At 60.9% G+C, this 14,125-nt stretch carries 13 protein-coding genes; 5 read left to right on the top strand and 8 right to left on the bottom strand.

Translation table 11 applies throughout. The annotated features are described in order from the left end of the window. Window positions 1-66: 66 nt before the first annotated feature. From ACO1VH_RS11880 to ACO1VH_RS11860, 5 genes are all read left to right on the top strand, one after another. Window positions 67-1,275: a penicillin-binding protein activator gene (locus ACO1VH_RS11880; protein WP_486244687.1), complete on the top strand. Its 1,209-nt coding sequence runs from the start codon at window positions 67-69 to the stop codon at window positions 1,273-1,275. A gap of 28 nt (window positions 1,276-1,303) precedes the next feature. After that, window positions 1,304-1,675: a YraN family protein gene (locus ACO1VH_RS11875; protein WP_486244686.1), complete on the top strand. Its 372-nt coding sequence runs from the start codon at window positions 1,304-1,306 to the stop codon at window positions 1,673-1,675. Between the two features lie 111 nt (window positions 1,676-1,786). Next, the gene (locus tag ACO1VH_RS11870; RefSeq protein ID WP_486244685.1) at window positions 1,787-2,383 is read left to right on the top strand and encodes a phosphoheptose isomerase; all 597 of its coding nucleotides are present in this window, start codon (window positions 1,787-1,789) and stop codon (window positions 2,381-2,383) included. Next, window positions 2,376-3,044, top strand: coding sequence for a BON domain-containing protein (locus ACO1VH_RS11865; RefSeq protein ID WP_486244684.1), 669 nt, complete (start codon window positions 2,376-2,378; stop codon window positions 3,042-3,044). The genes ACO1VH_RS11870 and ACO1VH_RS11865 overlap by 8 nt, the downstream gene beginning before the upstream one ends. A gap of 128 nt (window positions 3,045-3,172) precedes the next feature. Next, window positions 3,173-3,688, top strand: a complete 516-nt coding sequence (locus tag ACO1VH_RS11860; protein ID WP_486244683.1) for a TlpA disulfide reductase family protein — start codon at window positions 3,173-3,175, stop codon at window positions 3,686-3,688. Window positions 3,689-3,748: 60 nt separating this feature from the next. On the opposite strand, the gene prmC is transcribed toward ACO1VH_RS11860, so the two are convergent. The 8 genes from prmC to ACO1VH_RS11820 all read right to left on the bottom strand — a co-directional run bounded on the left by prmC (window position 3,749) and on the right by ACO1VH_RS11820 (window position 13,819). Continuing rightward, a complete protein-coding gene (prmC, locus tag ACO1VH_RS11855; protein ID WP_486244682.1) occupies window positions 3,749-4,594 on the bottom strand; it encodes a peptide chain release factor N(5)-glutamine methyltransferase in 846 nt (281 codons plus the stop codon). A 5-nt stretch (window positions 4,595-4,599) separates the two neighbouring features. Beyond that, window positions 4,600-5,076, bottom strand: coding sequence for a disulfide bond formation protein B (locus ACO1VH_RS11850; protein ID WP_486244681.1), 477 nt, complete (start codon window positions 5,074-5,076; stop codon window positions 4,600-4,602). A gap of 72 nt (window positions 5,077-5,148) precedes the next feature. Then, complete coding sequence (prfA, locus tag ACO1VH_RS11845) at window positions 5,149-6,231, bottom strand: peptide chain release factor 1 (RefSeq protein WP_486245137.1); 1,083 nt, start codon at window positions 6,229-6,231, stop codon at window positions 5,149-5,151. Window positions 6,232-6,332: 101 nt separating this feature from the next. Beyond that, on the bottom strand, window positions 6,333-7,622 hold the full coding sequence (gene hemA, locus ACO1VH_RS11840; RefSeq protein WP_486244680.1) for a glutamyl-tRNA reductase: 1,290 nt from the start codon (window positions 7,620-7,622) through the stop codon (window positions 6,333-6,335). Window positions 7,623-7,705: 83 nt separating this feature from the next. Then, window positions 7,706-10,084, bottom strand: coding sequence for a CHASE2 domain-containing protein (locus tag ACO1VH_RS11835; protein ID WP_486244679.1), 2,379 nt, complete (start codon window positions 10,082-10,084; stop codon window positions 7,706-7,708). A 15-nt stretch (window positions 10,085-10,099) separates the two neighbouring features. Continuing rightward, on the bottom strand, window positions 10,100-11,509 hold the full coding sequence (locus ACO1VH_RS11830) for a FecR family protein (protein WP_486244678.1): 1,410 nt from the start codon (window positions 11,507-11,509) through the stop codon (window positions 10,100-10,102). A 36-nt stretch (window positions 11,510-11,545) separates the two neighbouring features. Then, window positions 11,546-12,235, bottom strand: a complete 690-nt coding sequence (locus tag ACO1VH_RS11825; RefSeq protein ID WP_486244677.1) for a response regulator transcription factor — start codon at window positions 12,233-12,235, stop codon at window positions 11,546-11,548. Between the two features lie 534 nt (window positions 12,236-12,769). Continuing rightward, on the bottom strand, window positions 12,770-13,819 hold the full coding sequence (locus ACO1VH_RS11820) for an alpha/beta fold hydrolase (protein WP_486244676.1): 1,050 nt from the start codon (window positions 13,817-13,819) through the stop codon (window positions 12,770-12,772). Window positions 13,820-14,125: the final 306 nt, after the last annotated feature.

The following is a 14,125-nucleotide window of genomic DNA, read 5'->3' as shown; positions in this document are numbered from 1 at the left end:
GGAAATCTCGCGAGGATGTGCGCACTGGCAGGATTGATCGGAGGATTGTGCCTGCCTGTCTCTGCGATGACAACCGCAACAGTAAACGTAACGGCAGCAGGTGCTGACGTTGCGCAAGCGCAGTACACCCTCGACGGCATGCAGTTGGCGCAGACGGATCTGACACTGCAGGGCGGCCCGGCCGATCTCAGCTACGGCCCTGTCGCGGAAGCCATCGAACAGCCGGCCGTGACGCCGATCCTGCCGCCGACGCGCATTGCGCTCCTGTTGCCCACGCTTTCCGATTCGCTGAAACAGGTCGCCAATGCGGTGCAGGCCGGCTTCACGGCCGCCTATCAATATGAACCGGCCAACATCGTCGTCAATCTGGTCGAAACCGGCGATGCCGCGCAGGACGTGCTTACAGCCTATCAGCAGGCGGCGGCCGACAACGACATCGTCGTCGGTCCGCTGACGCGCAGCGGCGCGAGTGCGATTGTGCAGAACCATGCCGTTATCAAGCCGACCATCGCATTGACGCAGCTGGATGCGACCGAAACCGGGCCGATTTCCTCCAACATGCTGATGATGGGCCTGTCGGCGGAAGACGAGGCGCGCCAGGATGCCACCTGGATGTCGGTCGGCCAGCCGCATGGATTGCGTGCGCTGGCGATTTCGACTTCCGTTTCGTGGCAGCGCCGTGCCGCGAGTGCATTTGCCGCCAAATGGCAGGCGCTCGGCATGCGGTCGGATACGGTCGAACTGGAAACGGGCAGCGGCTTCATCAGCGCGAACGGCATGCTGGATCTGCGCAAGCGCATCCAGGCGGAACAACCCGCACTGCTGTTCCTCGCACTCGATGCCGCACAGGCCATCCAGTTGCGCATGGCGATCGGCAATGAGGTGCCGATGGTCGGCACCTCGCAGCTCAATCCTGTTGCATTGGACGACTGGCCGAACGCCACCCGCCTGAACGATCTGGAAGGCGTGATGCTGGTCGACGTGCCGTGGCAACTGCAGCCGGATCATGCGGCCGTGATGGCCTATCCGCATCTGCCGCCGAATCCGGACCAGCGCCGCAGCCCCGACATCGAACGGCTGTATGCGCTTGGCATCGACGCCTATCGCGTTGCGCACAATCTCGCATTAAAGGAAGACGACTTCCAGCTCGATGGCGTGACCGGCCGCCTGGCGATCCGCTTCGGCAACGGCCGCACTTCCTTCGACCGCATCATGCCGACGGCGGTCTACCGCGACGGCATGGTACAGCCGCTGACGACGACCGGCACGCCGTAACCGGCGCGTCATCAAACACACGTAAGCTGTGCCGCTATCGCATTTTCTTCGTCCGCGCACTGCAAGGCAGGATGCCGGCCAGCGTGGAGAAGATGCGGCGTGCGACTATCTTCGGCAGCGCGGCCTCGTGCTGGTCGAGCGCAATTTTCGCTGCAAGGGCGGCGAGATCGATCTGATCATGCAGCAGGGCGACGTACTGGTTTTCGTCGAAGTCCGTTTGCGTGCCGATCGCAGCCACGGCGGCGCGGCCGCCAGCGTGACGCCGGCCAAGCAGCGAAAACTGATTCTGGCGGCCCAGCATTATCTGCAGCGCTACCGGATGCAACCCGCCTGCCGCTTCGACGTGATTGCGATCGACGGCGGCGAAATCGACTGGATCGCGAATGCGATTACTGCCTGATCGACGTTGTAATCGGTTCTGCGATGGCGACGTCCGCGATCACGATTTTGTAAGGATTGGTAACGGCCTGCATGATGGGGATGTGATGGCTGCTCTATAATCCGGTACACCATGAATACGCAACGCATCCTCAGTCATTTTCACGAAAGCGCCGAATTGAAGATTCAATCGGCGGCGCAACTGTCGCATGCGATCGAAGAGGCGGTGGAACTAATGTTCGCCGCCCTGTCTAACGGAAGCAGAATCCTTGCGTGCGGCAATGGCGGTTCGGCCGCCGATTGCCAGCATTTCTCGGCACAACTGGTAGGGCGTTTCGAGCGCGAACGATTGCCGCTGCCGGTGCTGGCGCTGACGACCGATACCTCGATACTGACTGCCATCGGAAACGACTACAGCTATCAGGAAATCTTCAGCAAGCAGGTGCAGGCATTCGGCCAGCCCGGCGACGTGCTGCTGGCGTTGTCGACATCCGGCAATTCCGCCAACATCGTCGCCGCCATCGAAGCCGCCTTGGAGCGCGACATGCGCGTCGTCGCGCTGACCGGCAAAGGCGGCGGCGCGATCGGCAAGCTGCTTACCGACGCGGATGTACACATCTGCGTTCCCCATGACCGCACGGCCCGTATCAAGGAAGTGCATTTATTGACCTTGCATTGTCTGTGCGACGGCATCGACGTTGCACTCTTCGGAGGAGATGAACATGATTGACCTGAACCGTTACCTTGTCGCTGCGCGACGTCCGCTCGCGCTGGCTCTGATCGTCGGTGCCGCGACCGTCAGCCTGCAAGGCTGCTTCGCACTGGTGGCCGGCGGCACGGTGGCGGGCACGCTGGCGGCGACGGATCGCCGCACGCTGGGCGCGCAGACCGAAGACAAGGCCATCGTGATCAAGGGAGAAAGCCGTATCCCGGGTGTGGTAGGCCCGAACGATCACGTCAATGTGACGTCCTTCAACCGCAAGGTGTTGTTGACCGGCGAAGTGCGCGACGAGACAGCCAAGGCCGCCGCCGAACGTGAAGCCGCTTCCATCGAAGGCGTGCAGTCCGTCGTCAACGAACTGGCGATTCTCGGCCCTTCCAGCTTCACGTCGCGTTCGAACGACACGCTGATCACCGGTAAGGTCAAGGCGTCGTTCGTCGACGACAAGGCGCTGTATTCGAATGCATTCAAGATCACGACCGAGCGCGGCATTGTCTATCTGATGGGGCGCGTGACGCAGAGCGAGGGCGATCGTGCGGCCGAGATCGCGCGCGGCGTTGGCGGCGTGGTGAAGGTCGTCAAGATTTTCGAGTACATCAGCGACGAGGAATATCGCCAACTGACGACGACGCCGGATACGGCGAACAAGCCGCAGGGTACGCAGCAGTAAGTTCGCCGTAGCGCGAGACCGTAAAGAAAAGACCGCACATCGTGCGGTCTTTTTTCATGGTGGCCGGATGCCTTGCGTCGATCTGACTATAATGAGGCGCATCTGCTTTCCAACCGGATTTTTCGATCATGTCCGACTCCATTGCTTCCCGTAGCTGGTTCAAAATCCTGCTGGCGCTTGCCGTTGCGGCGATCGTCGTCGCGGGTTATCTGTCGGTGACGAAAAAGGAAACGATCCCCGACGTAACATTCGTCGACCTGCAGGGGCAGAAGATTACGTCGCAGGATTTGCGCGGCAAGGTGGTGATGATCAATTTCTGGGCGACCTCCTGCACGACCTGTGTGAAGGAAATGCCGGAGATGGTCGCGACCTACGACAAGTACAAGGCGGCCGGTCTGGAATTCATCGCAGTGGCGATGGCCTACGATCCACCCAACTATGTGTTGAATTTCGTCGAGACGCGCAAGCTGCCGTTCACAGTGGCACTGGATACGCAAGGTACGCTGGCAAAATCCTTCGGCGATATCCAGTTGACGCCGACCACGCTGGTGATCGACAAGCGCGGCCAGGTACTCAAGCGTTATGTCGGTGAGCCGGATTTCGCTGCGCTGCATCGCCTGCTGGAAAAGGAACTGGCGGCTTGATCGCCAGTTATACGATCGTTTTATTCCGCCGTTAACTATCCGTAGTTAATTATTCTGCAGTTAAGCCATTGGCTTGCGACCGCCGCTGACGCGTTCGATGCCGGCCAGATCCTGCCAGCTTTGCACTTCTTCGAATCCCGCTTCCTTCAATAGCTGGCGCACCGCGGCCGACTGGTCGTATCCATGCTCCATCAGCAGCCAGCCATCGACTTCCAGATAAGCGCCCGCATGGCGGCACAACGTGCGCAATGCGGACAAGCCGTCTGCATGATCGGTCAGCGCATCAGCAGGTTCGAAGCGCAAGTCTCCCTGCGAAAGATGCACATCGCCGGCAACGATATAGGGTGGATTGGAAACGATCAGGTTGAAGCGCTCGTCGGCCTGCAAAGCTAAAAACCAGTCGCTCCGGCGGAAATGGACGGTGCTGCGATTGCGATCGGCATTCTCTCGTGCAACAGCCAGCGCTGCTTCGCTGACGTCGAGCGCGGCGACACTGGCATCGGGACGCGTGTGTGCGATGGCAACGGCAATCGCGCCGGAACCCGTGCCCATGTCGAGCACGCGGCCGCCTTGCGGCAGGCGCTGCATCGCCAGTTCCACCAGCAGTTCCGTTTCGGGACGCGGAATGAGCACGGCGGCATTCACGCGGAATGGCAAGCCGAAGAATTCACGCTCGCCGATCAGGTAGGCGACCGGTTCGCCGGCAATGCGGCGTGCGACCAGCGCATTCAGGTGCGCAGCTTCTTCTTCGGTCAGCGCTCGTTCGGACTGGGTGAGCAGTTGTACGCGGGACAGTCGCATCACATGCTGGATCAGCATGCGCAGTTCGAGCCTAGACAGCGTGGTGCGCATGCCCTGCAATACGGCGGCCAGCGTTTCGCCGCTCCGGAAGGCGGGAGGCGGCATCGATGTCAGCGGCTGCGCTGCAATGCGGTGCGCAGCAGCAGGACGGCGAAGATGGCGTACCAGACCAGCGTCCATTGCGGCAGCGACAGGCCTAGTATCGGCGCGTATTCGGTTGCGCACAGGCCGTCTGCCTTGAAAAGGAAAGGCAGCCAGTCGGCAAACGGCAGGCGGTTCATCGCCGTTTCCAGCGGATCGATGCCGCAGGAAACCGTCGGATGCGCCTTCACATACAGATGCCAGCCGGCGATGCCGGCACCGGCCATCGAAGCGAACGCGGCCAGCAATGCTCCTGCTTTGGCACCGGCGCGCGGCAGCCAGGCAGCGATCAGGCAGATGATGGCGATGGCGGCGAAGGCATAGCGCTGCATCACGCACAGCGGGCAGGGCAGCATGTCTTCGAAGAATTGCAGATACAGCGCGATGCCCAGCAGCGCGATTGAAATGAAGGCGATGCTGAGCAGGATGGTGCGGTAATTGTTCATGTCCGGCTTTCGAAATGCGATCGTGAAAAATCGATGAATGAACGGCGTGGCGGAAGCCTACAGCAATTCCGTTCAGGCCGCTTCGGCCAGCGAGGCCAGCAATTCGGCCTGGTGTTCGGCCGCCAGCGCATTCGTTAGTTCCGTCAGATCGCCGTCCATGATGAAGTCCAGTTTGTAAAGCGTCAGGTTGATGCGGTGGTCGGTCATGCGGCCCTGCGGAAAATTGTAGGTGCGTATGCGTTCGCTGCGATCGCCGGAGCCGATCAGCGATTTGCGCGTGGCGGCTTCCTTCGATTGCTGTTCGCGCAGCTGCACGTCCTTGATGCGCGCGGCCAGCACCTTCATCGCCTGCGCCTTGTTCTTGTGCTGGCTGCGGTCGTCCTGGCATTCGACCACGATGCCGGTCGGAAGGTGCGTGAGGCGCACCGCCGAATCGGTCTTGTTGATGTGCTGACCGCCGGCGCCAGAGGCGCGGAAGGTGTCGATGCGCAGATCGGCCGGATTGATGTCGACATCCTCGACTTCATCGGCTTCCGGCATCACGGCGACGGTGCAGGCAGACGTGTGGATACGGCCTTGCGTTTCGGTGACCGGCACGCGCTGTACGCGGTGGCCGCCGGATTCGAATTTCAGCTTCGAATACGCGCCGTGGCCAATGATGCGGGCGATGACTTCGCGATAGCCGCCGAGCTCGGATTCGGACGCGGACACGATCTCGACCTGCCAGCGGTTGCGTTCGGCGAAGCGCGTGTACATACGCAGGAGGTCGGCGGCGAACAACGCCGATTCGTCGCCGCCGGTTCCGGCGCGGATTTCGAGGAAGATGTTGCGTTCATCGTTCGGGTCCTTCGGCAACAGCATCATCTGCAGGTCGTGTTCCAACTGCTCGATGCGTGCCTTGGCACCGACGATTTCCTCTTGCGCGAATTCCTTCATGTCCGGATCAGACAGCATGGCTTGCGCGGCTTCGATGTCGCTGCCGGCCTGCCGATAGTCGTGGTACAGCGCGACCAACGGGCCGAGCTCGGCGTGCTCGCACGTCATCTTGCGATAGTTGTCCATATTGGACGTCGCGTTTTCCTGTGTCAGCAGCAGGTTCAGTTCGGCCAGGCGATCGGTCAGCTGGTCGAGTTTGGCAAGCATCGATGGTTTCATCTTGATAGCGGATCGGGAAAGTCGGGAGAAAGTGGCGGCATCGCAGGACGATGCGGCGAGCGGATGCTGCATGCGAATCATGCAGCGGCGACAGGGCGTCGCTAGCGTTTGGTGCGGAACAGTTGCGGCAGCAGCGATGCGAGGCGCGCGCGTTCGTCGCCTTGCGCGTGATGCAGCGCCTGCTGCGGGCCGTGCAGGAACTTGGCGGTTAAACCCTTCGACAGCGCTTCGAGAACGGCATCGACATCCTCACCTCTGGCGAGCAGCTTGCGGGCGCGATCGAGTTCAGCCATGCGCATCGCTTCGCTGGTTTCGTGCAGGTCCTGGATCAGCGGCACGACGGACCGCGTATCGACCCAATGCATGAACGATTGCACGCGGGTTTCGATGATGGCTTCCGCCTGTGCGACGGCGGCCTGGCGATTCTCGACGCCGGTCTGCACGAAGGTGCCGAGATCGTCGACGGTGTACAGATAGGCGTCGTTCAGGCGGCCGACTTCTTCCTCGATATCGCGCGGCACGGCCAGATCGACCATGAACATCGGTTTGTGACGGCGCGTCTTGATCGCGCGTTCGACCATGCCGAGGCCGATGATCGGCAGCGACGAGGCGGTCGACGAGATGACGACGTCATACTGCGCCAGCTGATCCGGCAGTTCGGCCAGGCGGATCGCGCGGCCGTTGAGGCGATGCGCGAGCGCTTCGCCGCGTTCCTGCGTGCGATTGGCGATTGTCAGCGATTTCGGATTCTGCGCGGCGAAATGCGTGGCGCACAGTTCGATCATCTCGCCGGCGCCGATGAACAGCACGTGCTGTTCGGACAACTTGTCGAAGATGCGCTGCGACAGGCGCACGGCGGCAGCCGCCATCGACACGCTGTGCGCGCCGATTTCCGTCGTGCTGCGTACTTCCTTGGCAACGGCGAAGGTGCGCTGGAACATCTGGTGCAGATAGGTGCCGAGTCCGCCGGCCGCATCGGCCTGGCGTACCGCATCCTTCATCTGGCCGAGGATTTGCGGTTCGCCCAGTACCATCGAATCGAGTCCGGAGGCGACGCGGAAGGCGTGACGCACGGCGTTGTCCTGCGGCAGCGCGTACAGATAGGGCCGCAGTTCGGGATAGGAAAGCTTGTGATAGTCGGCGAGAAAATGCGCGGTCAGGTCGAGTGCTTCGTCGATGCCGCCGGGCACGTCGCTGGCGGCATACAGCTCAGTGCGGTTGCAGGTTGACAGGATGGCCGCTTCGTCGCTGTAGGCCTTGCTCATGCTGCGCGCATACCACGAGCGCGCGGACGCGACCGCCTGACCGAGCTGGTCGGCGGGAAAAGCGACCTTTTCGCGCAGCGAAACAGGCGCGGTAGTGTGGTTGATGCCGACGGCGACGAGTTGCATTTTTCGCACAAATATTCAGCGCATGAATAGCTCATTATTATAGCCTGACGGCCCGTTTGCCAAGGGCGCAGGCCTGTTTCAGGCTAGGCGCTCTGGCAGCAGGGCAGGGCCAGTGTAAACGTCGTGCCTTCGCCGAGTTGGCTGGTGCAGGCGATACTGCCCTGATGGCGTTCGACGACGGTCTTCACGAAGACCAGGCCGAGGCCGACACCGTCGTGGCGGGCCCGCGTCGATGTTTCCGCGTGCTGGAAGCGCCGGAACAGCTTGACCTGATCGGCCGGCGCAATGCCGTAGCCGTGGTCGCGAATCGCGCAGACGACATATGGCTGGCCGCTGCGTTCTTCGGTCCAGACGGTGCAGACGATGTTCGTATGTTCGGGGCTGTAGTTGATGGCGTTGGACAGCAGATTGTTCAGCGCACGCGTCATCAGCGTACGGTCGACGTTGACCGGATAGCTGCCTTCCTCGCCTTCGACCTGCACGGCGATGTGCTTGCTTTTCGCCAGCGACCAGATTTCGTCGGCGGCATCGAACAGCAGATCGTGGAAGTCGACGATCTCCAGCCGGTATTCATGCGATTCGGCGCGCGCCAATTGCACGAAGTTGTCCGCCAGGCCGAGCGTCTTGCGCGATGCCTTTTCGATACGCGCGAAGAATTCTTCCGGCGGCAGCGCCGATGATTCTTCATTTTGCAATTCCAGCAGCGCGAGGATGGAAGCCTGCGGTGCGCGCATGTCGTGCGACAGGAAGCGCAGCGTTTCGTCGCGGCTGCGTTCGGCGGCACGGATGGCCGAGATGTCGATGATGTTGACGATCCAGCCGATCAGCTGGCTGGACGATGCGTAGCACGGTGCGCTCTTGATCAGCAGGTCACGCCCTTTCGGATCCTGCACCGAGACGCCGTTGGCAAAGGCGCTGGCGTATTCCGGATTGAGCAGTTCCGTCCATTCGAACGATGGCATGGCCGGCTGATCCAGTGGCTGTGGCGCGTTCAGGTGCAGCAGCAGATGATGGATGCACAGGCCGGTGACATCGTCGAAGCCGACCGAACGGTAATAATCGGCTGCATGCTTGTTGGCCAGCAGCACGCGGCCTTCCATCGTCGTGATCAGCGTCGCATCGGGCAGACTGTTGAGGCTGTCGGAAACGAACTGGCGCAAGTCGCGCACGCGCCGCGTGGCCTTTTCCATCGCGATGATCCGCTGTTCGAGTACGTCGGCGATTTCTTCCTGTTGCGGTGCATTCCGCTGCTCCGGCAGCAGATGCGGCTCCTTGTCGAGGCGAATGAATTCCTGGCCCAGATAGGTAATGGCCGCTTCCAGTCTGCGCCAGCTCCATAGCGGATAGGACATCATCAGCACGATGATGGCAGCCGACGGCGCCAGCCATATGCCCATCTGCAGTCCGATGCCGCTGGCGATCAGCGTCGCTGCCAGACAGCCGCCGGTCGCCAGCAGCGACATGCGCGGCGACAGGGCCAGATAGCCGAACAGCACCAGTAGCAAGGGCAGACTGTTGAACAGCGCGTTCTGCCACGGCGATGCCATCACGATGCGTTCGCCGTTCAGCAGGCTGGCGAGCACATGCGCGTTGATCTCGATGCCGGGCATGGCGCCCGACGAGCCGGAGACAGGCGTCGGATAAGAATCGGCCATGCCGAGTGCGGTGGCGCCGACCAGCACGTATTTATCGGCGAAGAATGCATCGGGAACCTCACCGCGCAGCACCGCAACATACGGCACCGACTGGAAGTGGCCGATGCCGCCTTCGAACGGAATGTGGATCAGGTCGTCGCGCTGCCAGTCGTCCGGACGATCGGCATGCGGCGAGGCTGGCTGCCTGGTGGCGGACATGTCTTCGCCGTGCCCGGTGGCGAGCAGCGCCGTGGCGAAGTGCGGCCACCAGCGGCCGTTCTGTCCCTCGCGCAGATAGACGCTGCGCACGACGCCGTCGCTGTCGTGCTGCAGATCGATATGGCCGAGTGCGTGCGCGGCTTGCGCCAGTGCCGGAATCGGCGTGCTGATCATTAATCCCTGGCCGGCGCTCGACATCAATGCCGGCAATACGGTGCGGCCGTTCTGACGGATTGCCGCGGCCAGCCGTGCATCGTCGTCACCATTGCCGGTTTTTACGGATTCCGCTTCCGACAGGATGATGTCGAGGCCGAGCGCGCGTGGATGTGCATGATTGATGCGGTCGACCAGTTGCGCATGCAGGTGGCGCGGCCACGGCCAGCGTCCGAGCTGGGAAATGCTGTAGTCGTCGATGGCGACGATGATGATGTCGTCACGCGCCTCGCGGTTATTGAAAGACAGGAAGAAATCGTAGATGGACTGATCGAGGCGGCCCAGCCCGTTCTGCCAGCCCAGCGTCGCTGCCAGCATCAGCAGGCCGACGAACAGCACCAGCCATTCGCGCAGGGCCAGTCGTCGCACGAAGGGAGAAAGCCAGCGCGTGTTCATGAAGAGAGGCGATGCTTATCGGTAAGCGTTGCGCGTCGACTGTCCGGGATGCAGCGGATGGCCATCGTTGATGATCCATTGATCGGTGACGATCAGGCTTTGCGGATACGAGAAGGCGTGCGTGCTGCCATCTTCGTTGATGCGCTGCACGCGTGCGTAGTAGGTACCGAATGCCGGTCGCGGAAAACGCGCTTCCGTGCCTGTTACTGTAGTCGAGCAGATGAGCCAGCTGAATTCCGGATCGCGCGCGACCTGAACGTTGTATCGCGCATAAGGCATGCCTTGCCAGTGCAGGACGAGTTCGCTGGGATCGCTGCTGGCAACGGTGGGTGCTGGCTGCATGGGCTCGATGGCTGCGGCGCCAGTGCGGTTCCGGATCGAGACCGCGACGACGCGTGGCAAGCCTTCCAGGCCGAGGGCATCGATGGCCGACAGGCGGACAAAATAATGGCCTTCGGCGATGTTGTCGAGCGGGACGCTGGTTGTATTGGCGGTAGCTTCCGCCAGCAGGTTGAGCATCTCGGCATCCTGCGCCAGTTCCACGCGATAGACACGTGCGCCGCTGACCGGTTTCAGCATGAACTGCGCTGCGCCTTCCTGCCGGTACGGCATGCCGTTCAATTGTGGCGGCGGCAGCAGATCGATGGCTGGGCCGACATCGCTGCGCGTGATGATGTTGCCTTTGGCAGGCAGCAGCAATCGCGTTTCTTGGGTACGGGCGGAGCTGGCAGCGACATGCCCGTCCAGCACTTCCGTCGCTGCCTTGGTGCCATCGTAGCTGGCGCGGAAATAGGTGCCGCGCACACCGGCAACCGACACCGGCGTGCGGACTTCGAAGCGGCCCTTGTTCTTATCCAGTGGCGAAACGCGCGACAGCACGCGGCCGCGCAGCAGTGTGACTTCGACGCGCGGACTGCCGGTATAGAGCGCACGGCGCAACTTGGTCATCTGCATGCCGCTGTTGGACGGCAGCGAGATGCGCGATGCATCCGGCAGCGAGATCGTCAGGAAGCTGTTGGCGCCGGTCTGGATTTTCATGCCTTCGACAACACGGCTGCCCACATTGAGCAGGCTGCTGCTGCCGTCGGGATAGATGGCGGTGATGGAGCCATTGCGGGCGATGACGGTGGCTTCGCTGGGTTCGTCGGTCAGCAGGTCTGCCGGGATGATGATGCCGGTGCCGATCGGAATGCTGGTGTCCTGCGAAATGCGGTTGATATCGCCAAGTGCGGACCAGTTCGACGCCTTGGACGTGAAGCGGTGCGCGATCGACATCAGCGTATCGCCGGCCTGCGCGTAGTAGACGATACCGGACGGATTGACGACGATGCTGCCGAGAGTCTGTGCAGCAGCACTCGACCAGGCACCCGGCAAGCCGAGTGCCAGCACTGCAACAAGAATCAGTTTGTGGAGGGTGATGCGCATCTGTCCTCTCCGCGCAACCCTGTAAGGTGCGACTTGCTAACCTGTCATTTGCTCCAGCCGGTAGCCGTAGCTGTATACCGGAGCCAAGCGGAAACCATGTTCCGGGCGCAATTGTAACTTGCTGCGTACGCGCGAAACGTGTGTGTCCATCGTCCGCGACGGAATTTCGACATCGCGCGCCCACACCGCTTCCAGAATGTAGGCGCGCGACAACGGACGGCCCAGATTGCGGAAGAACAGCAGGGCGAGATCGAATTCCTTCTGCGTTACTTCGACCGGCGTGCCGGATACCGTCAGGCGTCCGGTGCGTGCTTCGAATACGTAATTGCCGAACTGGATCTGTTCGATCGGATTCTGGCTCGGATAGGCGCGTCGCAGCAGCGCCTGTACGCGCGCCAGCAGTTCGCCGCGCCGAATCGGCTTGATCATGTAGTCGTCGGCACCTGCAGCTAGGCCGGCAACGATATCGTCTTCGCCCGAGCGGCTGGTCATGAACAGCACCGGCAGGTTGGCAGGCAATTTCTCGCGCGCCCAACGCAGCACATCGGCACCGCTCAAGTCAGGAACCTGCCAATCGATGATCAGCATGTCGAAGCTTTCACGGCGCAACTGGTTCAGCAGTTCCTTCCCGCTCTGGAATGGATGGCAGAAATGACCGGCTGCACTCAGCACCTGACAGACTAAATCTGTCTGGCTGCGGTCATCATCAAGTACGGCGATTCGCATATTTTTGACGCTTGATCAGCAGGTAGTACATCGTAGGCCTAATTTAACAAACTATTCCCGCGCTGAACCTTCGACAGTTGCGATGTGACAATATTTCACAAATCCGAAAGCTATATACCGGATTTTTATGGCTTTTTTGCATCATGTCGGTGTTTGACTTACTTTATTGACCGACAAAATTTACCGTGTCCGCTATTTCCTCACGTACGGAAAATGCAAGATTGTCCGTACTTTTCTTGCCGATTTGTCTGATTGGCAATGTCGCTTGTTTTCGATTTGACTACAAACCGCATCGTGCGCCGTCAGAGTTCACATTGTTTTGCAAATTCACGCTTCAGAAAACGTAAAGGGAATCTTGGCCCTTTTCATTGGGTGATTGAATCTGTAAACGACAAATTACTTCGGAAATTTAGACAGGAAATTTCACGATTTATCGTGATGCCGGCGGCAGGCCGTTTGCTGCGCCCAAACAAAAAGCCCCATGCGACCGGGCATGGGGCTGTGCGGCGAGCCTATTTGAAGGCCGGAGGCGGTTCAGGTCCGGAATTTGTCGACATCGATAACCGCTTGTGCAAACGCTTCGGGCGCTTCCTGCGGAAGATTGTGGCCGATGCCACCGGTAATCAGGCGGTGCGCGTAAGGGCCGGAGAATTTTGCCGCATAGGCGGCCGGTTCCGGATGCGGCGCGCCGTTGGCATCGCCTTCCATCGTGATGGTCGGAATGGCGATGGCCGGGCGTCGCGCCAGCACAGCTTCCAGACGGTCATATTTCGCCTCACCTTGGATGAGGCCCAGGCGCCAGCGGTAATTGCTGATGGCTACGCTGACCTGATCGGGATTATCGAGCGCCGCGGCGGAACGATTGAAGGTGGCATCGTCGAAAGCCCATTTCGGGGAAGCCAGTTCCCAGATGAGGCGCGCGAATTCGTGTGTGTACATCTGATAGCCCTCCTGGCCGCGCTCGGTGGCGAAGTAGTACTGGTACCACCACTGCAATTCGGCTTTTGGCGGCAACGGCTTGCGATTGGCTTCCTGTGTGCCGATCAGGTAACCGCTGACCGATACCATCGCCTTGCAGCGTTCCGGCCACAGCACGGCCAGCGTATTTGCAATACGTGCGCCCCAGTCGAAGCCGGCGATAACGGCTTTCTGGATATTGAGTGCATCCATGAAGGCGAGGAGGTCGACTGCAAACACGGACTGCTGGCCGTTGCGCAAGGTGTCGACGGAGAGAAAACGCGTGGTGCCGTAGCCGCGCAAATAGGGAACGATCACGCGGTAGCCGGCCGCTGCCAGGATGGGCGCAACGTCGACGAAGCTGTGGATGTCGTATGGCCAGCCATGCAGCAGGATGACGGGCGCGCCGTCTGCCGGGCCGTCTTCGGCGTAGCCGACATCGAGCAGGCCTGCCTTGACCTGTTTCAGAGAGGCGAAGGAAGTGTGGCCGCCGGCTTTCCTGGCAGCCGATGACGGCGATGCCAAAGCGGCTCCCGCCTGGGTTGCCAGCCCCATCTGTGTAGCGGCCAGACCCAAGGCGGCGGTGTTGAAGAAGCGGCGGCGATGCTGATTGATCTGTTCGGACATGTTTGCTCTCACTGTACGGATGGCCTGTTGCCAGGCTATTAAGGGGCGCTGCCGGCGTCGCAGCGGCGATATGCACAGTCTCATCAACGACGTGCGTTGCGGACAGATGGATTTATACCGAAGCAGTGCGAGGTGTTTGTGTCGCAATGTATCTGTCGTCGCGACGGATACATAACATTGCATTTTTGTTGTCTGAACCGTGGTTCATGCGCCGCGTGGCGGCCTGCAATGTGGTTTGGGTTTGTTGCCGGGACTTGAGTGGTGTGTATCAAGCCTGCCGATGCAATGGATGAGAAGGTGAATGCC

Source organism: Oxalicibacterium sp. (genome assembly GCF_057353965.1).
Note: the sequence above shows the minus strand (reverse complement) of the source record. Positions and strands in the feature narration are given on the sequence as shown.

Excerpts from the sequence above, each read along its gene's own strand:
- ACO1VH_RS11880 (WP_486244687.1), top strand. The coding sequence starts at position 67 with ATGACAACCGCAACAGTAAACGTAACGGCAGCAGGTGCTGACGTTGCG.
- ACO1VH_RS11870 (WP_486244685.1), top strand. The coding sequence starts at position 1,787 with ATGAATACGCAACGCATCCTCAGTCATTTTCACGAAAGCGCCGAATTG.
- ACO1VH_RS11865 (WP_486244684.1), top strand. The coding sequence starts at position 2,376 with ATGATTGACCTGAACCGTTACCTTGTCGCTGCGCGACGTCCGCTCGCG.
- ACO1VH_RS11860 (WP_486244683.1), top strand. The coding sequence starts at position 3,173 with ATGTCCGACTCCATTGCTTCCCGTAGCTGGTTCAAAATCCTGCTGGCG.
- prmC (WP_486244682.1), bottom strand. The coding sequence starts at position 4,594 with ATGCCGCCTCCCGCCTTCCGGAGCGGCGAAACGCTGGCCGCCGTATTG.
- ACO1VH_RS11850 (WP_486244681.1), bottom strand. The coding sequence starts at position 5,076 with ATGAACAATTACCGCACCATCCTGCTCAGCATCGCCTTCATTTCAATC.
- prfA (WP_486245137.1), bottom strand. The coding sequence starts at position 6,231 with ATGAAACCATCGATGCTTGCCAAACTCGACCAGCTGACCGATCGCCTG.
- hemA (WP_486244680.1), bottom strand. The coding sequence starts at position 7,622 with ATGCAACTCGTCGCCGTCGGCATCAACCACACTACCGCGCCTGTTTCG.
- ACO1VH_RS11835 (WP_486244679.1), bottom strand. The coding sequence starts at position 10,084 with ATGAACACGCGCTGGCTTTCTCCCTTCGTGCGACGACTGGCCCTGCGC.
- ACO1VH_RS11830 (WP_486244678.1), bottom strand. The coding sequence starts at position 11,509 with ATGCGCATCACCCTCCACAAACTGATTCTTGTTGCAGTGCTGGCACTC.
- ACO1VH_RS11825 (WP_486244677.1), bottom strand. The coding sequence starts at position 12,235 with ATGCGAATCGCCGTACTTGATGATGACCGCAGCCAGACAGATTTAGTC.
- ACO1VH_RS11820 (WP_486244676.1), bottom strand. The coding sequence starts at position 13,819 with ATGTCCGAACAGATCAATCAGCATCGCCGCCGCTTCTTCAACACCGCC.